The organism is Photorhabdus machadonis (genome assembly GCF_052657765.1).
The window spans coordinates 4,503,814-4,525,980 of record NZ_CP199761.1 but is presented as its reverse complement, the minus strand read 5'-3'; the positions used below and the strand labels follow the sequence as shown (position 1 = coordinate 4,525,980).

Below are 22,167 nucleotides of genomic sequence, written 5' to 3'. Positions count from 1 at the left end.
GAGGAAAAATGATTCATAATGAAAGGAACAAACCTCGTTAAAAATAACGAGGTTTGTCAGCGGTCTGAACCACCCGCTATGCGGGTGTTTTTGATTTTCTTATCAGGATTCGGAATGTTCAACAATAACAGTACCAATTTCAGGGTGACTGAAACTGGCGATATGATCCAACCGCAGTTCTTGGGGATTATCTGTTGCTTCGATTATCAGGTATTCAACTTTCTTTCTTAAAATCAAATCACAGGCTTTCCCTTCAATAACTTCACCACCTCGTAATTTTATGTGTAGATGGAGCTGATGTTGGCAAGCCAACTCAAGGTTGTCATAGTCGTCACAGTTAATTGGTTGATATTCAGTATTTATAGACATATTTGCTCACCACTATGGTTAGTGGCGGTTATTGCCGCCTGTGGTTGTTAAAAATTGTAACTCAAAAGCACTATTAATGACTATAGCACAGGAAATCAATCGTGATTAATGAATAACTTTGGTTGTTTCTTCTGAACGGTAAATAAATAAAAGTCTTATTTCACAGCAAGTTCCTGACAAAAGTATTAAAATCGGCTCATATCATTTCGCTACTATTGGGGAACATCCTTAAAAAGGACGGTATTTGCGATATTAAGCTGCAAGGATTTTATGTTCTTTGTGTTACTAATTAAGATGAGTCACAGAGCTCATTATACTGTTTGGAGATAAATGTGAATAAAAAACTTTTAACAGCGTTAGTTGCTGTGGGCGTATCTGCTTTGGTGGGATGTAAAGGTAACTTGGTACAGCAAACGAGTTCACAGCCAGTGGATCAGACATTTCATGGTGTTCTTCCTTGTGCTGATTGTTCTGGTATTGATACCACACTGTTATTGGATGATGATGGTACTTATATTCTGGAACAAACTTATCTTGGTTCTCGTGATGGTGATCAGTCATTCTTTGAATCCGGTCAATGGGCGAAAGATGGAGAAAAAATCCGTCTGGCAAAATCAGATGACCAGAAACATTACTATCTGCCGAAAGATGGAAACCTGGTAATGCTGGATATGGAAGGCAACACAATTGAATCGTCATTCAACTATGAGCTGAAACGGGTAAAACCAGAAAAACTGATGGGTGAATACAGTTACATAGCTGATGCTGCTTCATTCACCGATTGTAGTACAGGTAAGCATTATGACGTGCCGGAAAGTTTGGATTTGGAGCAAGCCTATCATCAAGTTGGCGTAGAAGGTGGAACACCGGTTTATGTTGAAGTTGAAGGCTATTATAGCGTGAGTCCTTCAATGGAGGATGGGCAATTTAATTCTGCCTTGGTTCAGACAGGTAAAATTCATTTCGATAAATCGAAATCTTGTAATATGAAGAAATAATTCTAGCTTCAATATGAATGGTGATAATGGGCCAGAAGAGTAAAACGAGTTCACTTACTGCGTCTTTATGGTCTGACCATTATCACCATACTGCTCAATGAGTTATTGTAATAACTCTAATTAACAACCAAGTTGTTGCTTCAGATAATCAGCAACATTGTTTAGCTTCAATATCTGTTTTTCATCACTGCGACGATATTTATATTCTACTTCGCTGTTATCAAGATTACGGTCACCGATAACGATAGTGTGTGGTACACCAATAAGCTCCATATCGGCAAACATTACGCCTGGGCGCTCTTTACGATCATCGAAAATGACATCAATGCCGTTGGCGCGCAGATCGGCATACAGTTTCTCTGCAACTTCCTTAACACGATATGACTTATGCATATTCATTGGCAGAATAGCGACCTGGAATGGTGCAATTGCATCAGGCCAGATGATACCGCGGTCATCGTGATTTTGTTCAATCGCTGCGGCGACAATACGGGTAACGCCAATACCATAACAACCCATAGTGACGGTCTGATTGTGGCCGTCTTCGCCTTGAACGGTTGCTTTCATTGCATCAGAATACTTGGTGCCAAGTTGGAAGATATGGCCAACTTCAATGCCGCGTTTGATGAGCAATGTTCCTTTACCATCCGGGCTGGTATCACCTTCAACAACATTACGGATATCAGCGACTGTTGGTATTGGTAAATCACGTTCCCAGTTGATCCCGAAATAGTGTTTGTCATCAATATTGGCACCTGCGCCAAAGTCATTCATTACCGCCACACTGCGGTCAATAATAACAGGTATTGGCAGATTGACAGGTCCCAGTGAGCCTGGACCAGCACCTACAATTGCACGAATCTCTTCTTCGGTAGCAAAAGTCAGAGGGCTGGCAACCAAAGATAATTTCTCTGCTTTAATTTCATTAAGTTCATGGTCGCCGCGGACCAGTAAGGCGATCAATTTATGGCCTGTATTTTCTGCTGCATGAACCATCAGAGTCTTAACCGTTTTTTCAACTGGTAGATTGAATTGTTCAACTAGTTCAGCAATTGTTTTTGCATTTGGGGTGTTTACCAGATGCATCTCTTCTGTTGGTGTTGCACGATCATAAGCAGGAGCGACAGCTTCGGCCAATTCAATATTAGCTGCGTAATTGGATTCAGTTGAGAAAACGATATCATCTTCTCCACTGGCCGCCAGAACCTGAAATTCATGGGAAGCACTACCGCCGATAGAACCGGTGTCTGCCAGAACAGCACGGAAATCCAAACCAATACGGGTAAAGATTTTGCTGTAGGCTTCGTACATATTGTCGTAAGTTTCTTGTAGTGATTCTTGGGTAGCATGGAAAGAGTAAGCATCTTTCATTAAGAATTCCCGGGAACGCATTATACCAAAGCGAGGGCGAACTTCGTCCCGGAATTTAGTCTGGATCTGGAATAAAGTCAGCGGTAACTGTTTGTATGAGCTGACTTCATTGCGGATCAGATCAGTAACGACTTCCTCATGAGTTGGACCCAGCACAAAAGGGCGATCCCCCCGGTCAGCAAAACGCAGTAATTCTGGGCCGTACTGTTCCCAGCGACCACTTTCCTGCCATAAATCTGCCGGCTGTACGACGGGCATAGATATTTCAATTGCTCCGGCATTGTTCATCTCTTCACGAACAATTTTCTCAACTTTTTTTAGTACGCGGACACCTGTAGGCATCCAATTATACAGACCTGAAGCGAGCTTACGGATCATGCCCGCACGAAGCATCAGTTTATGACTGACAACCTCTGCATCGGCAGGAGTCTCTTTTAATGTAGAGAGCAGATATTGGCTAGTGCGCATTGTTAGGGTTCCATTAGAGCAGCAAATTGCGTCTGACTGGCAGAAATTTGCCAGCTAATAAAAAAACGAAAATAAGTCTTTAGTCTACCAGCGAGTTTAAAATGCCAAAAGGGCATATACTGATTTTTAAAGGGGTTCAATGGAAAACACTTCAGTCAGTGTGCCACAGATTCTCCAGCGTACATTAAAATTCAGTAAATGAACGGCATATTCTCGATTTTCCTGTTCTCCTCTCCGGTAAGCTGGGCGAGGGTCTTGAGCCAAGACCTGACTGATAAAACGGCGTAAATCTGGGTAAGTATTTTGAACTGAGATGAGCTGTTGTTCGGCGGCAGGTGAAAATATTACTTCCATACTGGCAGAAGGTGTTTCTTGAGCAAAGCCTGCCACCGCGTGTGGCTGACATTCAGCGAAAGGCAGATAAGGCTTGATATCAATAACCGGTGTGCCATCAACTAAATCCAGGCTGCCCAATTCCAGAGTAACACTACCTTTTCTGTATTCAATTCCTTTAAGTTCAATCAGAGACATACCAATTGGATTTGGTCTGAAAGTTGAACGGGTTGCGAATACGCCCATTTTTGCATTGCCGCCTAAACGGGGAGGACGCACCATTGGCTTCCAGCCGCCATTCATTGTTTGATGGAAAATAAAAATAACCCACAGATGACTAAATTGTTCCAAACCACGAACTGCATCTGGCTGATTGTAAGGCGGAAGAAGTATCAATTGCCCACCACCATCTTCAATAAGGCCTGGTTGGCGGGGAACAGAAAATTTTTCTTTATAAGGGGAGTGGATAACCCCTATTTGTGTGAAATGAAAGTCTGTCATTGAGTAATAAGCAGGGCTGAACCTTCACATATTGCTATTTGGTAGCATCCTTGGCCTGATAATATTTCGCACCTATGTAATAAAACTGCATCGGCATCTAAATAAGCAGCCTTAGTTATCATTTGGTTACGTGCCACGGTGAGATTAGCTGGTGGATCCTGTAAAGAACCACGGCATGATTGACCAGAAACAATCCCTAAATCTTTAAATGGAACGCCTAACAGCTCCTCACTCTTGGTATATAACTTTACGGATAGAGAGGAATGCTTTCTTTCTCCAGTTAATGGATTTTTGAGCCTCATATCTGATAACTGGGAAGAATCAGGAAATGTTGTTTGTTGCATTGAGCATCCTGTTATGAACAATGCTAATAAAGAGATAAATAGCCCGCGCATTAATAGATCCTTGAATTTTTACTGTGAGAGTTAAGCGAATAATCAGGTTAACAAAAAAATATCGAAAACATGATGCCATAACAAATCAGGCGGACAATCTGTCCGCCTGATTATTCTAGTATCAATGAGTGTAATATGAAAGATTACCAGCCTTTCACTGCACCACCATTAAAAATTTTATTGGCGGCTTCGTCAACTTCGTCGGATTGATACGCTTTAACGAATTTTTTAACATTTTCCGCATCCTTATTATCTTCACGGCTAACCAGCAGATTTACATATGGAGAATCTTTATTTTCAACAAATAAACCGTCTTTTGCTGGAGTTAGGCCAATCTGGCTGGCATATGTTGTATTAATGATTGCTAGAGCAATTTTTTGATCGTCTAACGAACGTGGCAATTGTGGTGCTTCTAGCTCAACCAATTTTAGATTTTTAGGATTTTCAGCAATATCCAGAATTGTTGGTAATAAACCTATGTTATCTTTCAGTTTGATTAAACCTTGTTTCTGTAGCAGTAATAAAGAACGGCCTAAGTTCGTTGGATCGTTTGGTAGCGCAATTTGTGAACCATCTTGTAATTCATCCAGTGATTTAATTTTCTTGGAATAACCAGCAATTGGATAAATAAAAGAGTTGCCAACAGTGGCCAGTTTGTAACCGCGATCTTTGATTTGTTGATCCATATAAGGTTTGTGCTGGTATGCATTCAGATCAATATCACCTTTACTCAGAGCCTCGTTTGGCAATACAAAATCATTAAAAGTGACCAGTTCTACATCAAGACCGTATTTATCTTTAGCTACTTTTTTTGCAATTTCAGCAACTTCCTGTTCTGCACCAACGATAACGCCTACTTTAATATGGTTTGGATCTTGTTTTTCCTGCCCGCAACCAGCCAGAATTAATGAACCTAAAAGAGCGCTGATAGTTGCGATGGTTCTTAATTTAACAGACATACTTTACCCCTATTGAATACTGATTTATTAGCACCGATAACAGTGCTGCTATTAAAATAATTTTATTATTTGTGTGTTGTGGCTTTAACTAAACGGTCACCACTTAATTGGATTAAGTAAACTAAAATAACCAGTAACACTAATACGGTATTCATTACTGTTGCATTATAGCCGATATAACCATATTGGTAGCCAATCTGGCCTAATCCGCCCGCACCTACAGCACCTCCCATTGCGGAATAACCTACTAACGTAATCAGGGTAATTGTGGCTGCATTGAGCAAACCCGGTAACGCTTCAGGTAATAGAATTTTCTTCACAATTTGGAATGGAGTCGCTCCCATTGCGCGAGCTGCTTCAATTAATCCTGATGGAATTTCCAGTAAAGCATTTTCCACCATACGAGCAATAAATGGTGCAGCCCCTATGGTTAATGGAACAATGGCGGCTTGTAAACCGATAGATGTTCCAACAATTAATCTGGTAAAAGGAATCATCCATACCAGTAAGATAATAAATGGGATAGAACGGAAAATATTCACTATCGCTGAAAGAAAACGATAGAGCTTACTGTTTTCCATAATCTGACCAGGGCGGGTGACATATAACAATACACCTATTGGTAGCCCAATAATAAAGCCAAAGAAACCAGAAACAAAAGTCATTACCAGAGTTTCCCAGACGCCTTTAGCCAATAATAAGATCATTCCTTCAGACATAACCGAGAACCTCTACTTTCACATGATGGTCTTGTAAAAATTTAATTGTTGATTCAACGCCGCCATTTTCACCGTATAATTCCGCTAACATCACACCAAATTTTACTCCACCGGCATAGTCGATTTGGGAACTTAATATATTCATATCAATATTAAAACGACGTACTGCCATCGAAATCAGAGGTGCGTCTACAGACTGACCGGTGAACTCCAGTTTCAATAATGGGCTAAGATCTGGGGCCGGGGTGCTTTGCATTTTTTGCACATAATCTACAGGGATATCCAAATGCAAAGTTGACTGGATAAATGCCTGAGCGATAGGTGTTTTGGGATGAGAAAACACTTCACTGACAATATCCTGTTCAATCAGTTGCCCACCGCTGATAACTGCGACTTGGTCACAGATACGTTTGACCACATCCATTTCATGTGTAATTAACAGAATAGTTAGACCCAGACGGCGATTAATATCTTTCAATAATTCCAGAATAGACCGGGTTGTTGCTGGATCCAGAGCACTGGTTGCTTCATCACATAAAAGTACTTTAGGTGAATTAGCTAAAGCACGGGCAATAGCAACACGTTGTTTCTGTCCACCAGAGAGATTTGCTGGATAAGCATCATGTTTATCTGCAAGGCCAACAAGTTCTAATAACTCGTCTACCCGTTTTTTTATTTCTGCCTTTGGAACATTATCTAATTCTAAAGGTAAGGCTATGTTGCCAAAAACTGTTCTTGAAGACAGCAAATTAAAGTGTTGGAAAATCATGCCAATACGGCGACGCGCATGGGTTAAATCACTATCAGATAGGATAGTCAGATCCTGACCATCAACCAGTATTTGCCCGGAAGTTGGGCGCTCAAGCATATTTACACAGCGAATCAACGTACTTTTGCCTGCACCGGATGAACCGATGACACCGTAAATTTGCCCTTGCGGAACATGCAAACTGATATCTGAAAGTGCGTTGATAGATCGGGCACCCTGCTGGAATATTTTATTGATATGAAAAAGTTTTATCATTTTTATTCTTATTTATTCTTATAAAAATTCGAAAATTGATAGTTTGAACATTTTGAGAAAACAAACCACGAGTTAAATTGGATGTTAAGGTGTCTAGACGTCCAAGTCAACTGGGAATAAATTAATTGCTGCATTCTCATTCATGGCTAAATCATGCGATACTGAGAACTTCTTACATTGCTTGGAGCAATCGGGTGACACAAGGTATTCCTGCCGTATTTTTAGATCGTGACGGAACAATAAATATCGATCATGGTTATGTACACGAAATAGATGATTTTCAATTTATTGATGGTGCCATTGAAACCATGATTGAATTGAAAAAAATGGGGTATGCACTGGTGTTAGTCACAAACCAGTCAGGTATTGCCCGTGGCATTTTTAATGAAGAACAACTCTTGCAACTGACAGAATGGATGGATTGGTCACTGGCAGATCGCGGCGTAGATTTGGATGGCATTTATTATTGTCCCCATCATCCAGATGCGACGGAAGAACAATATAAGAAGAGTTGTGATTGTCGTAAACCACAACCAGGAATGCTGCTGGATGCACAAAAGGAGCTTGGCATTGATATGGCTGCTTCTTATATGGTTGGTGACAAATTGGAAGATATGCAAGCGGCGGTGACGGCGAAAGTTGGTACTAAGGTATTAGTTCGTACAGGTAAACCAATTACAAATGAAGCAGAGCAAACGGCTGATTTGATAATAAATAGCCTTGCAGACTTGCCTAAAGCGATTAGAAGCATTAGAAATTAGGCTTTTTTGTTCTTTATATCACCTGCTTGTTGAAAAAATGCGCGATCAAAAGTTTTTTTAAAATAAACGCTTGCCAGCGCCGAAGAACTCCCTATAATGCGCCACCACTGACCGACACAACGCTGACAAAACGTGTGAGGCCAGGCAGAGTAAAGTGAATAAGCGCTTGACTCTGCGGGCGAAAAGCGTAATATACGCAGCCCGGCTGAACGAGAATATCAATTTTTATTTCAGCCTGCTCTTTAACAATTAATCAGACAATCTGTGTGGGCACTCACAAGACCGTATCACAAAAAAATACGTTTTAAAGTCTTGAAGAGTGAACAACAGTGAATTCATTACGAATGAACAGTCAGTTTCTTTGAGCATCAAGCTTTTAATAGAAGAGTTTGATCATGGCTCAGATTGAACGCTGGCGGCAGGCCTAACACATGCAAGTCGAGCGGTAACAGGAAAGTGCGTGCACTTTCGCTGACGAGCGGCGGACGGGTGAGTAATGTCTGGGGATCTGCCCGAGGGCGGGGGATAACCACTGGAAACGGTGGCTAATACCGCATAATGTCGCGAGACCAAAGTGGGGGACCTGAAAAGGCCTCACGCCCACGGATGAACCCAGATGGGATTAGCTAGTCGGTAGGGTAATGGCCTACCGAGGCGACGATCCCTAGCTGGTCTGAGAGGATGACCAGCCACACTGGGACTGAGACACGGCCCAGACTCCTACGGGAGGCAGCAGTGGGGAATATTGCACAATGGGCGCAAGCCTGATGCAGCCATGCCGCGTGTATGAAGAAGGCCTTCGGGTTGTAAAGTACTTTCAGCGGGGAGGAAGGGTATAACCTGAACAGGGTTGTATTTTGACGTTACCCGCAGAAGAAGCACCGGCTAACTCCGTGCCAGCAGCCGCGGTAATACGGAGGGTGCAAGCGTTAATCGGAATGACTGGGCGTAAAGCGCACGCAGGCGGTCAATTAAGTTAGATGTGAAATCCCCGGGCTTAACCTGGGAACGGCATCTAAGACTGGTTGACTGGAGTCTCGTAGAGGGGGGTAGAATTCCATGTGTAGCGGTGAAATGCGTAGAGATGTGGAGGAATACCGGTGGCGAAGGCGGCCCCCTGGACGAAGACTGACGCTCAGGTGCGAAAGCGTGGGGAGCAAACAGGATTAGATACCCTGGTAGTCCACGCTGTAAACGATGTCGATTTGGAGGTTGTTCCCTAGAGGAGTGGCTTCCGGAGCTAACGCGTTAAATCGACCGCCTGGGGAGTACGGCCGCAAGGTTAAAACTCAAATGAATTGACGGGGGCCCGCACAAGCGGTGGAGCATGTGGTTTAATTCGATGCAACGCGAAGAACCTTACCTACTCTTGACATCCTCAGAATTTGCTGGAGACAGCGAAGTGCCTTAGGGAACTGAGAGACAGGTGCTGCATGGCTGTCGTCAGCTCGTGTTGTGAAATGTTGGGTTAAGTCCCGCAACGAGCGCAACCCTTATCCTTTGTTGCCAGCGCGTGATGGCGGGAACTCAAAGGAGACTGCCGGTGATAAACCGGAGGAAGGTGGGGATGACGTCAAGTCATCATGGCCCTTACGAGTAGGGCTACACACGTGCTACAATGGCGGATACAAAGTGAAGCGAGCTTGCGAGAGTGAGCGGAACACATAAAGTCTGTCGTAGTCCGGATTGGAGTCTGCAACTCGACTCCATGAAGTCGGAATCGCTAGTAATCGTAGATCAGAATGCTACGGTGAATACGTTCCCGGGCCTTGTACACACCGCCCGTCACACCATGGGAGTGGGTTGCAAAAGAAGTCGGTAGCTTAACCTAAGGGAGGGCGCTGACCACTTTGTGATTCATGACTGGGGTGAAGTCGTAACAAGGTAACCGTAGGGGAACCTGCGGTTGGATCACCTCCTTACCTGAGATGCAGTTGAGTGCAGTGCTCACACAGATTGTCTGATGAAAGAACAGAGTAAATTATCGTAACAGGCTTGTAGCTCAGGTGGTTAGAGCGCACCCCTGATAAGGGTGAGGTCGGTGGTTCAAGTCCACTCAGGCCTACCAAATTGACTTGTCCTGGTATTTTTCGAACGCGGCGTGGCTGGCGTTGAACTGTCCGGCGGTTAAGTGAGTTGGTGAGGGTAAACCGGCGATAACGAATTTGTATGGGGCTATAGCTCAGCTGGGAGAGCGCCTGCCTTGCACGCAGGAGGTCAGCGGTTCGATCCCGCTTAGCTCCACCATACTAAAATAATAGTTCAGAGTATATTGGCGACAGTATGCTGTGAATTATTTTGCTCTTTAACAATCTGGAACAAGCTGAAAATTGAATACAGTCAATAACCTCCCCGAGGGGTTATTGATGAGTCTCTCAACAATCCGCAAGCCGAGACAGTTTCGGGTTGTGAGGTTAAGCGACTAAGCGTACACGGTGGATGCCTAGGCAGTCAGAGGCGATGAAGGACGTGCTAATCTGCGAAAAGCGTCGGTAAGCTGATATGAAGCGTAATAACCGGCGATGTCCGAATGGGGAAACCCAGTGCAATCCGTTGCACTATCGCTTGATGAATTCATAGTCAAGCGAGGCGAACCGGGGGAACTGAAACATCTCAGTACCCCGAGGAAAAGAAATCAACCGAGATTCCCCCAGTAGCGGCGAGCGAACGGGGAGCAGCCCAGAGTCTGCATCAGTGAAGGGGTGAGTGGAAGCGTCTGGAAAGTCGCACAGTAAAGGGTGAAAGTCCCGTACACTAAACCCTCTTCACTGTGAGCTCAACGAGTAGGGCGGGACACGTGGTATCCTGTCTGAATATGGGGGGACCATCCTCCAAGGCTAAATACTCCTGACTGACCGATAGTGAACCAGTACCGTGAGGGAAAGGCGAAAAGAACCCCGGCGAGGGGAGTGAAACAGAACCTGAAACCGTGTACGTACAAGCAGTGGGAGCCTTCATTTATGGGGGTGACTGCGTACCTTTTGTATAATGGGTCAGCGACTTATATTCTGTAGCAAGGTTAACCGTTTAGGGGAGCCGCAGGGAAACCGAGTCTTAACTGGGCGCATGAGTTGCAGGGTATAGACCCGAAACCCGGTGATCTAGCCATGGGCAGGTTGAAGGTTGGGTAACACTAACTGGAGGACCGAACCGACTAATGTTGAAAAATTAGCGGATGACTTGTGGCTGGGGGTGAAAGGCCAATCAAACCGGGAGATAGCTGGTTCTCCCCGAAAGCTATTTAGGTAGCGCCTCGTGAATTCATCTTCGGGGGTAGAGCACTGTTTCGGCTAGGGGGCCATCCCGGCTTACCAACCCGATGCAAACTGCGAATACCGAAGAATGGTATCACGGGAGACACACGGCGGGTGCTAACGTCCGTCGTGAAGAGGGAAACAACCCAGACCGCCAGCTAAGGTCCCAAAGTCATGGTTAAGTGGGAAACGAGGTGGGAAGGCTCAGACAGCCAGGATGTTGGCTTAGAAGCAGCCATCATTTAAAGAAAGCGTAATAGCTCACTGGTCGAGTCGGCCTGCGCGGAAGATGTAACGGGGCTAAACCATGCACCGAAGCTGCGGCAGCGACACTAAGGTGTCGTTGGGTAGGGGAGCGTTCTGTAAGCCGTCGAAGGTGTGCTGTGAAGCGCGCTGGAGGTATCAGAAGTGCGAATGCTGACATAAGTAACGATAAAGCGGGTGAAAAACCCGCTCGCCGGAAGACCAAGGGTTCCTGTCCAACGTTAATCGGGGCAGGGTGAGTCGACCCCTAAGGCGAGGCTGAAAAGCGTAGTCGATGGGAAACAGGTTAATATTCCTGTACTGAATGTGACTGCGAAGGGGGGACGGAGAAGGCTAGGCCATCCGGGCGACGGTTGTCCCGGTTTAAGCGTGCAGGTGGGCAGGACAGGCAAATCCGTTCTGCTGTAACACTGAGGCGTGATGACGAACCGCTACGGCGGTGAAGTGGTTGATGCCCGGCTTCCAGGAAAAGCCTCTAAGCATCAGGTGACATTGAATCGTACCCCAAACCGACACAGGTGGTCAGGTAGAGAATACTCAGGCGCTTGAGAGAACTCGGGTGAAGGAACTAGGCAAAATGGTGCCGTAACTTCGGGAGAAGGCACGCTGGCAGCAGGTGAAGGAAGAAACATCCGGAGCCGAAGCCAGTCGCAGAGACCAGCTGGCTGCAACTGTTTATTAAAAACACAGCACTGTGCAAACACGAAAGTGGACGTATACGGTGTGACGCCTGCCCGGTGCTGGAAGGTTAATTGATGGGGTTAGCGCGTAAGCGCGACGCTCTTGATAGAAGCCCCAGTAAACGGCGGCCGTAACTATAACGGTCCTAAGGTAGCGAAATTCCTTGTCGGGTAAGTTCCGACCTGCACGAATGGCGTAATGATGGCCAGGCTGTCTCCACCCGAGACTCAGTGAAATTGAACTCGCTGTGAAGATGCAGTGTACCCGCGGCAAGACGGAAAGACCCCGTGAACCTTTACTATAGCTTGACACTGAACATGGAGCCTTGATGTGTAGGATAGGTGGGAGGCCAGGAAGTGTGGACGCCAGTCTGCATGGAGCCATCCTTGAAATACCACCCTTGAATGTTCGATGTTCTCACCCAGTTCCGTGATCCGGAACGGGGACAGTGTCTGGTGGGTAGTTTGACTGGGGCGGTCTCCTCCCAAAGCGTAACGGAGGAGCACGAAGGTTGGCTAATCACGGTCGGACATCGTGAGGTTAGTGCAAAGGCATAAGCCAGCTTGACTGCGAGAGTGACAGCTCGAGCAGGTACGAAAGTAGGTCTTAGTGATCCGGTGGTTCTGAATGGAAGGGCCATCGCTCAACGGATAAAAGGTACTCCGGGGATAACAGGCTGATACCGCCCAAGAGTTCATATCGACGGCGGTGTTTGGCACCTCGATGTCGGCTCATCACATCCTGGGGCTGAAGTCGGTCCCAAGGGTATGGCTGTTCGCCATTTAAAGTGGTACGCGAGCTGGGTTTAGAACGTCGTGAGACAGTTCGGTCCCTATCTGCCGTGGGCGTTGGAAGATTGAAAGGGGCTGCTCCTAGTACGAGAGGACCGGAGTGGACGCACCGCTGGTGTACGGGTTGTCATGCCAATGGCATAGCCCGGTAGCTAAGTGCGGCAGAGATAACCGCTGAAAGCATCTAAGCGGGAAACTTGCCTTGAGATGAGTCTTCCCTTGACTTTAAGGTCACGGAAGGAACGTTTGAGACGAAGACGTGGATAGGCTGGGTGTGTAAGTGCAGCGATGCATTGAGCTGACCAGTACTAATGAACCGAGCGGCTTAACCTTACAACACCGAAGGTGTTTTGGTGAGAGAGACGAAAAGAATTTTAGCTTGTTGACCGGATTGGTTCTGATGGTGGTGCGAGCTGTTAAAGGCGGGTATCACGGTTGGAATGGAATGAATTTGCCTGGCGGCGATAGCGCGGTGGTCCCACCTGACCCCATGCCGAACTCAGCAGTGAAACGCCGTAGCGCCGATGGTAGTGTGGGGTCTCCCCATGTGAGAGTAGGGAACTGCCAGGCTTTAATTTAGCTTTGTGTGATGAAGAATGACACGGAGTGTAGTGGGTAGACAGTCGGACCAAATCGCTGAGAGTGATTTTAAACGTCGTGTAAAGCGGCGTTCCGAGGGGCGAATGGCAGAAGAGCCGTTCGCAGGCTGCCCTGATAGGCATTGAAATTTTATGTTGTGATAATGACATAGAAGACAAGAAATTCGGTGGTGCGGTAGTTCAGTTGGTTAGAATACCGGCCTGTCACGCCGGGGGTCGCGGGTTCGAGCCCCGTCCGCACCGCCACTTAATTTCTAGAGAAACCCTGAGAGAAATCTCAGGGTTTTTTCTGTTTATAAATATTAAAATCAATAATTCCCTCATTATATTTGATAAAATCAGATGCTTTTAATATTACTTTCTGCATTGAAGAGGTTTTTCACGTGGTAAAGAAAACCTATGCAATAAGATATGTTGCTGGGCAACCTGTTGAACGTGTCTTTCCGATGTCAACCCATCAGCTTGGAAGGTCATTACCTGTAGGTATCCCTTTGATTACTGATACAAATGAGCTTAAGGTTGTTGTATGGAATATCTATAAACAGCAGCGTCCTTCATGGCGAAAGGTTTTGAAGGAGCTGACTAATGAAAGCCAGTTAATTTTATTGCAAGAAGCGCAGACAACCCCTGATTTAGTTGAATTTGTTACTTCAAATTATCTGACAGCTGATCAAGTTCCCGCATTTTTATTGCCTCAACATCCCTCTGGTGTAATGACGCTAGCAACTTCTCACCCTATCTATTGTTGCCCATTGAGAGAGAAAGAGCCTCTGTTACGTTTATCTAAATCAGCTCTCATCACTGTTTATTCTTTACAGGATAATCGCCAGTTGATGGTTATTAATGTGCATGCGATAAATTTCAGTTTTGGTGTGGATGTGTATAGCCGTCAGTTGAATAATATTGGTGCTCATGTTCGTTTACATAATGGCCCAGTAATTATGGCGGGTGACTTTAATGCATGGAGTAAGCAACGGTTAAATGCTCTTAAGCGTTTTACCGGACATTTACATCTTAAAGAAGTCTCTTTTGCTGATGACTGTCGAACAATTGTATTTGGAAGACCTTTAGATTTTATTTTTTATCGAGAGTTAAATGTAGCTAATGCTATAGTTATGCCTACGGATGCTTCTGATCATAATCCTCTTATTGCAAATTTTTATTAATATTTTTTTAAAAGTATGTTTGTCTATTTTTTATGAAAGATCATTGTTTTATTTTTTCATTTAATTTATTGAAAGTAAATACAATTAATTGTTTGTTATCTATAAGTGGATTTATATTTCAGAAATAAAAAATTATTCTTGTTGAAGTAATATATATCATTATTCTAATTTATAAAATAATTCCCACTTCCTAACAAATAGAAATGATATTAAAATATTAGTTATATCATGCTGAGATTAATGAAAATAAATGCCAGATTATTCTGGCATTTATTAGGATAAATTATTTAATTTGATGAGTTTGGGACATGTTTTTCTTTATGTTCAAGAAATAGGTAATTGACAACAAGGCTATCCATGCAGCTCCCACAATTAATGCAATACGGGTTTTCTCAAAATAGCCCAGTAATACAATAATAAATACCATAAAAATAATTGTTAATATTGGCGCTATTGGCCACATAGGAACAGGGAATTTTAGTGTTTTAATTTCTTCTTTACTCATTTTGCGGCGCATAGCAACCTGAGAAAGTAGGATCATCAGCCATACCCACACAGTGGCAAATGTTGCGATAGAAGCAATGATAACGAAAATTTCATTCGGCAGCAGATAGTTAAGAACCACGCCAATCAGCAGGACGGCTGACATGACTACCACCGTCATCCACGGTACGCCATTACTGCTCAACTTGGTGAATGATTTAGGTGCTTGTCCTTCTTGGGCCATGCCATACATCATGCGGCCGGCACCAAAAATATCGCTGTTAATCGCAGAAACTGCGGCAGTAATAACTACAATGTTAAGGATATTAGCCGCAGAATTGATACCTAAGCTGGAAAAAATCTGTACGAACGGACTCCCTTCCTGACCAATTTGATTCCACGGATAGATACACATCAGAATAAACAGAGTCAATACGTAGAACAGCAAAATACGGAAAGGAACCGCATTAATTGCTTTTGGAATAGTTTTTTCAGGATTTTTAGCTTCGCTGGCCGTGATACCAATGACTTCAATACCACCAAAAGCAAACATCACAATGGCAAGCGAAGCTATTACACCACTGATGCCATTAGGCATAAAACCGCCATATTCCCAGAGACTGGAAATACCGGTTACATGGTCTGTTTCTTGACCGAATCCATATATCATGATAGCCATGCCGCCGATAATCATAGCAATAATTGCGGTAACTTTCACAATAGACAGCCAGAATTCCATTTCACCAAAAATCTTCACATGGCAAAGATTAATTGCGCCAATGAAGCAGACAATACTCAGAACCCAGATCCACTGTTCCACATGAGGAAACCAGAGCTTCATATAAAAGCCGAATGCAGTAACGTCAGCCAGGCAGACAATTAGCATTTCGAATATATAATTCCATCCGGTTAGAAATCCAGCCAAAGGGCCGAGGTAATGGCTGGCATAGTGTGAAAAAGAACCGACTACTGGGTGGTGAACAGCCATTTCACCTAATGCACGCATCACCATAAATACGGCTGCCCCGCCGATTAAATAGGCGAGTAATACGGCTGGGCCAGCTTGCTGGATAGCAGCTGCGGAACCATAGAACAGCCCTGTGCCTATTGCGGAACCTAATGCCATAAAGCGGATATGCCGCCCGGTTAGACCCCGTTTCAGCTGAGTTTCATTATTCTGCATTATTTATTCCTGTCACTTTCTCAGTGCTAGATATATTTTAAGCACACAATGCCCCGACAAGCTCCATATTAGCCGAGCGAAGCAAACCCTGTACCTTACCATAAAGATTGATGTCCGCGGGATAGATATCTGTAATAATGCATTCCTATCTAATGAAACCAGAGATTTTTATGTTTTACCCGATTAACGAAATATTCCAGACATTGCAGGGAGAAGGTTTTTTTACGGGAGTCCCGGCAATTTTTATTCGTCTGCAAGGGTGTCCAGTCGGTTGTAGCTGGTGTGATACTAAACACACCTGGGAGAAAGAAACGGAAAAGCAGCGAATGCTGGAGACAATCTTACTGAAGACGAGTGAAAGCGATGAATGGGGTGAAGCATCACCTAAGCAAATTGCAGCACTGTTTGTTCGACAGGGATATACCGCGCGTCATGTTGTTATTACTGGTGGTGAGCCTTGCCTTTATGATCTTACTCCTCTGACTGAAGAGCTAGAAAGCCTTGGCTATCAATGCCAGATAGAAACCAGTGGTACGTATCATGTTAAATGTTCTTCTGCCACTTGGGTGACAGTTTCGCCAAAAGTTAAAATGCGTGGTGGTTATCAGGTATTGCAGCAAGCTTTGCAAAGAGCTAATGAAATAAAACATCCAGTTGCACGTGAAAGAGACATTGAAGCACTGGATGAGTTATTAGCGACATTGGATCACAACTCATCGCGTATTATTGCATTGCAACCGATTAGTCAGAAAGAAGACGCTACCCGTTTATGTATTGAAACTTGTATTGCGCGCAATTGGCGGCTTTCTATGCAAACACATAAGTATTTGAATATTGCCTGAGAGACTACTGCACTGGAGGTTTCCTGGTGCAGTAATTTGTTTCATTTTCCGCGGAAAATACATCCTGCGCTACAGGTCTCTTTCACCATAACGGCACTGAGTTGTGGAACTGAGGGCTTTACTTTAGCCCAAATCCAGGATGCCAGTACTTCGCTGGTTGGGTTTTCCAGCCCAGGGATATCATTCAGGTAGTGGTGATCTAGCTGTTCCCAAACGGGTTTAAATACAGTTTTTAGATCAGCAAAGTCCATAATCCAACCACTATGAGGATCGACCTCCCCGGTAATTTCCAGCCGAACCATAAATGAGTGCCCATGCAGGCGTCCGCATTTATGGCCTTCTGGAACATGTGGCAGATGGTGGGCGGCTTCAAACTGAAAATCTTTAAAAATCGTTGTATTCATAGTGGTTCTCCCTGACTTCAAAAAACCCGCTATTCTACCCGATCTTCTGAATTAAACCCGGTTTTTTCCTTTTTTTGCAATTGCTCTTATTAACTGTTTTATAGATATATTAAATCTGTAAATATGGTTAGGCGTTTTGGTTATTTGATATTGCGATAGTTTCTTTAAATAGTGGCAAGTCGCTGAGATAACCTTACTAGCACCCCCTATTTATTTTCTTTACTAAAGATAACAGACATTGGTAATCGTAAAGGGCCGCACAGGATAATGAGCATAAAACCACCTTCAATTTCACTTCTGCCGGTTTCGCCTGAACAGCTAGCGCGTTTGCAATCGGCAATTGGGGATTTTTCACCGAATCAGTTAGCCTGGCTGTCTGGTTATTTTTGGGGAATGATGAATCAACAGCCAAAGGTTCAGTCCGTGTCTCCAGCGATTCCGACACAGGAGACGATTACATTAATTTCAGCTTCACAAACAGGTAATGCCCGTCGTTTAGCTGAACAGCTTCGTGATGATCTGTTGGCAGAGAAACTCAATGTTAATCTGTTTAATGCCGGTGATTATAAATTCAAACAAATTGCTCAAGAGAAAATGCTCATCATTGTCGCTTCTACGCAAGGTGAAGGAGAACCAGCCGAAGAAGCGATTGCATTATATAAATATCTCTATTCTAAAAAGGCACCGAAGCTGAGTGATACTGAGTTTGCTGTTTTTGGTCTGGGCGATACTTCTTATGAGAAATTCTGTCAGGCAGGAAAAGATGTTGATAATCGTCTGAATGAATTGGGGGCTCAACGGCTTCTGGATCGTGTTGATAGTGATGTGGAATATCAGGAGGCTGCGGTTCAGTGGCGTAAGCGATTAACTGAAATCTTGAAACAGCGTATTCCTGTGCAGACAAATACGGCGATTACTTCTGTACAGAGCGAATCGGTACATGAAATTTTTTCAACTCCGTATACTAAGCAGGCACCATTGACAGCGGCCTTAGCGACCCGTCAGAAAATAACGGGTCGTGGCTCTGATAAAGATGTTCGCCATATTGAAATCGATCTGGGAGATTCAGGTCTGCGTTATCAACCGGGTGATGCTTTGGGTGTCTGGTTTAAAAATGATCCGGCTCTGGTGGATGAATTGTTGAATCTACTCTGGTTGGAAGGAACAGAACAGGTTGAAGTTAATGGTCAGAAATTACCATTAAGGGAAGTATTGATCAGCCATGTTGAGCTAACTCAAAACACTAGCTTGATTGTAGAAAAATATGCGGTGCTGGCAAAAAATGAAAAATTACTGTCTCTGATTGCCGATAAACAGGCATTACAGCAATACGCTCACAATAAACCTATTGCCGATATGGTAAGAGAGGCTGCTTCTCAGCCAGAAGCTCAACAGTTTATTGATTTATTGCGGCCTCTAACGCCAAGGCTTTATTCAATTTCTTCCTCTCTGGCTGAAGTAGAAAATGAAGTTCATATTACAGTCGGTGTTGTCCGGTATGAAATTGATGGTCGAGCCCGCACAGGTGGTGCATCCGGCTATTTGGCAGATCGCTTACAGGAAGAGGACGATATTCGTATTTTTATCGAGCATAACGACAATTTCCGCTTGCCTGCCGATCCGCAAACACCTGTCATCATGATTGGGCCGGGAACCGGAATTGCGCCATTCCGGGCATTTATGCAGCAAAGAGATGCCGATGGTGCTGCGGGGAAAAATTGGCTGTTCTTTGGTAATCCACATTTTACGGAAGATTTTCTCTATCAAGTGGAGTGGCAGCGTTATGTCAAAGATGGCCTGTTGACTCGTATTGATCTGGCATGGTCCCGTGATCAGCAGCATAAAGTTTATATTCAGGACAAATTGCGTGAACAGGGCGAAGAAGTGTGGCGTTGGATCAAGGAAGGGGCACATCTGTATGTATGTGGTGATGCAAACCGCATGGCGAAAGATGTGGAACATGCGTTGCTGGATATTATTTCTGAGTATGGTGCCATGGATACCGATCAGGCAGACGAATTCTTAAGTGAACTGCGCCTTGAGCGCCGTTATCAGAGGGATGTGTACTAATGAGTGATAAACAACATGGTCCTTTAATTGTCGAAGGTAAACTGGCTGATAGTGAGCGTATGAAGCAGGCGAGTAACTTCCTGCGAGGTACAATTAGTGAAGATTTAACGAATGGCTTAACGGGAGGTTTTACAGGGGATAATTTCCTGCTGATTCGCTTTCATGGCATGTATCAGCAGGATGATCGTGATATCCGTGCTGAGCGGGCAGAGCAGAAACTGGAACCACGCCATGCGATGATGTTGCGTTGTCGTCTTCCGGGCGGTGTTATTACACCGCAGCAATGGTTGGGTATTGATAAGTTTGCTGAAGAGAACACTCTGTATGGCAGTATTCGGTTGACTAACCGTCAGACATTTCAGTTTCATGGCATTTTGAAAGGGGATGTCAAACCTGCACATCAATTACTGAATCAGGTTGGTCTGGATTCGCTTGCGACGGCGAATGACGTTAACCGAAATGTGCTTTGTACCTCGAATCCTATTCAATCCGAGCTGCATCAGCAAGCCTACGAATGGGCGAAGAAAATTTCAGAACATTTGCTGCCACGCACCCGAGCTTATGCTGAACTCTGGCTGGATAAAGAAAAAGTCGCTACTACTGATGAAGAGCCGATTCTTGGTGCTACTTATTTGCCTCGTAAATTTAAAACCACGGTTGTTATCCCTCCCCAGAATGATGTTGATCTACATGCCAACGATCTGAACTTTATTGCTATTGCAGAAGGTGGCAAGTTGGTTGGTTTTAACGTGCTGGTGGGGGGGGGGTTGGCAATGACTCACGGTGATAAAAATACGTATCCACGTATGGCGAGTGAATTTGGTTATATTCCGCTTGAGCACACATTGGCGATTGCTGAATCTGTGGTGACCACTCAGCGTGACTGGGGTAACCGGACCGAGCGTAAAAACGCTAAAACCAAGTATACGTTGGAGCGGGTTGGCGTTGATACCTTTAAAGAGGAAGTGGAAAAACGTGCGGGCGTGAAATTTGAAGCAATCCGGCCTTATGAATTTACTGGCCGTGGTGATCAAGTTGGCTGGCTGAAAGGAATCGATGATAAATGGCATTTGACGCTGTTTATTGAGAATGGCCGCCTTTTGGACTATCCGGGCAGGCCACTGAAAAGTGGTATTGCCGAAATTGCAAAAATCCACAAAGGGGATTTTCGCCTGACAGCCAACCAAAACTTAATTATTGCTGGTATTCCTGAAAGTGAAAAACAACGAATTGAAACTATCGCTCGAGAACATGGGCTGATTGATGATAAAACCACAGTTCAACGTGAAAACTCAATGGCTTGTGTCTCTTTCCCTACCTGCCCGTTAGCAATGGCTGAAGCTGAACGTTTCTTACCGGAGTTTGTCACTCATGTTGAACAACTGATGAATAAACATGGTCTTGGTGATGAACATATTGTCTTGCGGGTGACGGGTTGCCCGAATGGCTGTGGTAGAGCTATGTTGGCGGAAGTGGGGTTGGTGGGTAAAGCGCTTGATCGCTATAACCTCCATCTTGGCGGCAACCGGATCGGCACCCGTATTCCTCGAATGTATCAAGAAAATATCAGTTCTAAAGCGATCTTATCCATCATGGATGAACTTATCGGGCGCTGGGCGATAGGGCGACGGCCAAATGAAGGGTTCGGTGATTTCCTGATCCGCATGGATATTATCAAGCCGGTACTGGATTCAGCCCGTGATTTTTATGATTGGCAGGAGGCGGTATGAGCCAACTCAGCGTATCACAATTGGTTGGGGTAGCGGCAGAACAGCAGGAGACATCACTGGCTGAAATTAATCAGCGACTTGAAATTATGGATGCTCATCAGCGGGTAAATTGGGCGTTGGAGAATTTGCCGGGGGAGTTTGTTCTTTCTTCCAGTTTTGGCATTCAGGCGGCGGTATGCCTTCATTTAGTGATACAGGAATACCCGGATATTCCTGTCATTCTTACTGATACCGGCTATTTGTTTCCTGAAACTTATCAATTCATAGATAAATTAACAACGCAACTGAAACTGAATCTGCAAGTATTCAGTGCTGAACACTCTCCAGCCTGGCAAGAAGCTCGTTATGGAAAATTGTGGGAACACGGTGTAGAGGGAATTGAACGCTACAATCAAATTAATAAAGTCGAACCAATGAATCGTGCTTTGAAAAATCTGAATGCGCAAAGCTGGTTTGCTGGTTTACGCCGCCAGCAATCTGAAAGCCGATCAAAATTACCGGTTTTGTCTGTACAGCGTGGCGTATTTAAGATCTTGCCGATTATTGACTGGGATAACAAACGTGTGCATCAATATCTGACAAAGCATGGGTTGGAATATCATCCATTATGGGAACAGGGTTATCTCTCTGTTGGTGATATCCATACAACTCAAAAATGGGAACCGGGCATGAGTGAAGAACAAACCCGTTTCTTTGGCTTAAAGCGAGAATGCGGGTTACATGAAAATTAAAAAACCGGATATTTCCTGAGTGGGATCGATGATAAAGCCCTCGTTTTGTTTTAGGGCGAGGGTGATTATTA

Annotated in this window: 16 protein-coding genes, 3 tRNA genes and 3 rRNA genes; 13 read left to right on the top strand and 9 right to left on the bottom strand. The window is 44.5% G+C overall.

What is annotated here, in order from left to right:
• Positions 1 to 102: 102 nt before the first annotated feature.
• Positions 103 to 369, bottom strand: a complete 267-nt coding sequence (gene rof, locus ACUN2T_RS21845; protein WP_445495016.1) for a Rho-binding antiterminator — start codon at positions 367 to 369, stop codon at positions 103 to 105.
• Positions 370 to 701: 332 nt separating this feature from the next.
• On the opposite strand from rof, the gene nlpE reads away from it, so the two are divergent.
• Positions 702 to 1,367 (top strand): envelope stress response activation lipoprotein NlpE, encoded by a 666-nt coding sequence (gene nlpE, locus ACUN2T_RS21840; protein WP_445495015.1) that lies wholly within the window; start codon positions 702 to 704, stop codon positions 1,365 to 1,367.
• A gap of 120 nt (positions 1,368 to 1,487) precedes the next feature.
• Here the strand turns inward: nlpE and proS are convergent, their stop codons facing one another.
• The 6 genes from proS to metN all read right to left on the bottom strand — a co-directional run bounded on the left by proS (position 1,488) and on the right by metN (position 7,137).
• On the bottom strand, positions 1,488 to 3,206 hold the full coding sequence (gene proS / locus ACUN2T_RS21835; protein WP_445495014.1) for a proline--tRNA ligase: 1,719 nt from the start codon (positions 3,204 to 3,206) through the stop codon (positions 1,488 to 1,490).
• 126 nt (positions 3,207 to 3,332) lie between these two features.
• Positions 3,333 to 4,040, bottom strand: coding sequence for a tRNA (N6-threonylcarbamoyladenosine(37)-N6)-methyltransferase TrmO (tsaA, locus tag ACUN2T_RS21830; RefSeq protein ID WP_445495013.1), 708 nt, complete (start codon positions 4,038 to 4,040; stop codon positions 3,333 to 3,335).
• Complete coding sequence (rcsF, locus tag ACUN2T_RS21825) at positions 4,037 to 4,384, bottom strand: Rcs stress response system protein RcsF (RefSeq protein ID WP_445495012.1); 348 nt, start codon at positions 4,382 to 4,384, stop codon at positions 4,037 to 4,039. The genes tsaA and rcsF overlap by 4 nt, the downstream gene beginning before the upstream one ends.
• 194 nt (positions 4,385 to 4,578) lie before the next feature.
• On the bottom strand, positions 4,579 to 5,394 hold the full coding sequence (locus tag ACUN2T_RS21820) for a MetQ/NlpA family lipoprotein (protein WP_445495011.1): 816 nt from the start codon (positions 5,392 to 5,394) through the stop codon (positions 4,579 to 4,581).
• 65 nt (positions 5,395 to 5,459) lie between these two features.
• Positions 5,460 to 6,113 (bottom strand): methionine ABC transporter permease MetI, encoded by a 654-nt coding sequence (locus tag ACUN2T_RS21815; protein ID WP_445495010.1) that lies wholly within the window; start codon positions 6,111 to 6,113, stop codon positions 5,460 to 5,462.
• A complete protein-coding gene (gene metN, locus ACUN2T_RS21810; RefSeq protein ID WP_445495009.1) occupies positions 6,106 to 7,137 on the bottom strand; it encodes a methionine ABC transporter ATP-binding protein MetN in 1,032 nt (343 codons plus the stop codon). Before metN ends, ACUN2T_RS21815 begins: the two co-directional genes overlap by 8 nt.
• 194 nt (positions 7,138 to 7,331) lie before the next feature.
• On the opposite strand from metN, the gene gmhB reads away from it, so the two are divergent.
• From gmhB to ACUN2T_RS21770, 8 genes are all read left to right on the top strand, one after another.
• The gene (gene gmhB / locus ACUN2T_RS21805; protein ID WP_445495008.1) at positions 7,332 to 7,898 is read left to right on the top strand and encodes a D-glycero-beta-D-manno-heptose 1,7-bisphosphate 7-phosphatase; all 567 of its coding nucleotides are present in this window, start codon (positions 7,332 to 7,334) and stop codon (positions 7,896 to 7,898) included.
• A gap of 377 nt (positions 7,899 to 8,275) precedes the next feature.
• Positions 8,276 to 9,820, top strand: a 16S ribosomal RNA gene (locus tag ACUN2T_RS21800).
• 69 nt (positions 9,821 to 9,889) lie between these two features.
• Positions 9,890 to 9,966: transfer RNA gene (locus tag ACUN2T_RS21795), tRNA-Ile, on the top strand.
• 103 nt (positions 9,967 to 10,069) lie between these two features.
• Positions 10,070 to 10,145: transfer RNA gene (locus tag ACUN2T_RS21790), tRNA-Ala, on the top strand.
• Positions 10,146 to 10,310: 165 nt separating this feature from the next.
• Positions 10,311 to 13,221, top strand: a 23S ribosomal RNA gene (locus tag ACUN2T_RS21785).
• 121 nt (positions 13,222 to 13,342) lie between these two features.
• Positions 13,343 to 13,458 (top strand): 5S ribosomal RNA (gene rrf / locus ACUN2T_RS21780).
• Together the 16S, 23S and 5S rRNA genes with 3 tRNA genes alongside form the textbook arrangement of a ribosomal RNA operon.
• A 198-nt stretch (positions 13,459 to 13,656) precedes the next feature.
• Positions 13,657 to 13,733: transfer RNA gene (locus ACUN2T_RS21775), tRNA-Asp, on the top strand.
• Positions 13,734 to 13,870: 137 nt separating this feature from the next.
• A complete protein-coding gene (locus tag ACUN2T_RS21770; RefSeq protein ID WP_445495007.1) occupies positions 13,871 to 14,653 on the top strand; it encodes an endonuclease/exonuclease/phosphatase family protein in 783 nt (260 codons plus the stop codon).
• A gap of 283 nt (positions 14,654 to 14,936) precedes the next feature.
• Here the strand turns inward: ACUN2T_RS21770 and ACUN2T_RS21765 are convergent, their stop codons facing one another.
• Positions 14,937 to 16,319, bottom strand: a complete 1,383-nt coding sequence (locus tag ACUN2T_RS21765) for an amino acid permease (protein WP_445495006.1) — start codon at positions 16,317 to 16,319, stop codon at positions 14,937 to 14,939.
• Between the two features lie 170 nt (positions 16,320 to 16,489).
• On the opposite strand from ACUN2T_RS21765, the gene queE reads away from it, so the two are divergent.
• The gene (queE, locus tag ACUN2T_RS21760; RefSeq protein ID WP_445495005.1) at positions 16,490 to 17,161 is read left to right on the top strand and encodes a 7-carboxy-7-deazaguanine synthase QueE; all 672 of its coding nucleotides are present in this window, start codon (positions 16,490 to 16,492) and stop codon (positions 17,159 to 17,161) included.
• A gap of 41 nt (positions 17,162 to 17,202) precedes the next feature.
• On the opposite strand, the gene queD is transcribed toward queE, so the two are convergent.
• The gene (gene queD, locus ACUN2T_RS21755; RefSeq protein ID WP_445495004.1) at positions 17,203 to 17,565 is read right to left on the bottom strand and encodes a 6-carboxytetrahydropterin synthase QueD; all 363 of its coding nucleotides are present in this window, start codon (positions 17,563 to 17,565) and stop codon (positions 17,203 to 17,205) included.
• Positions 17,566 to 17,832: 267 nt separating this feature from the next.
• Here queD and cysJ point away from each other — a divergent pair, with 267 nt between their 5' ends.
• The 3 genes from cysJ to ACUN2T_RS21740 are packed head-to-tail and all read left to right on the top strand — an operon-like array spanning position 17,833 to position 22,096.
• Positions 17,833 to 19,635, top strand: a complete 1,803-nt coding sequence (gene cysJ / locus ACUN2T_RS21750) for an NADPH-dependent assimilatory sulfite reductase flavoprotein subunit (RefSeq protein WP_445495003.1) — start codon at positions 17,833 to 17,835, stop codon at positions 19,633 to 19,635.
• Positions 19,635 to 21,365 (top strand): assimilatory sulfite reductase (NADPH) hemoprotein subunit, encoded by a 1,731-nt coding sequence (cysI, locus tag ACUN2T_RS21745; RefSeq protein ID WP_445495002.1) that lies wholly within the window; start codon positions 19,635 to 19,637, stop codon positions 21,363 to 21,365. Before cysJ ends, cysI begins: the two co-directional genes overlap by 1 nt.
• Positions 21,362 to 22,096, top strand: coding sequence for a phosphoadenylyl-sulfate reductase (locus ACUN2T_RS21740; RefSeq protein ID WP_445495001.1), 735 nt, complete (start codon positions 21,362 to 21,364; stop codon positions 22,094 to 22,096). The genes cysI and ACUN2T_RS21740 overlap by 4 nt, the downstream gene beginning before the upstream one ends.
• Positions 22,097 to 22,167: the final 71 nt, after the last annotated feature.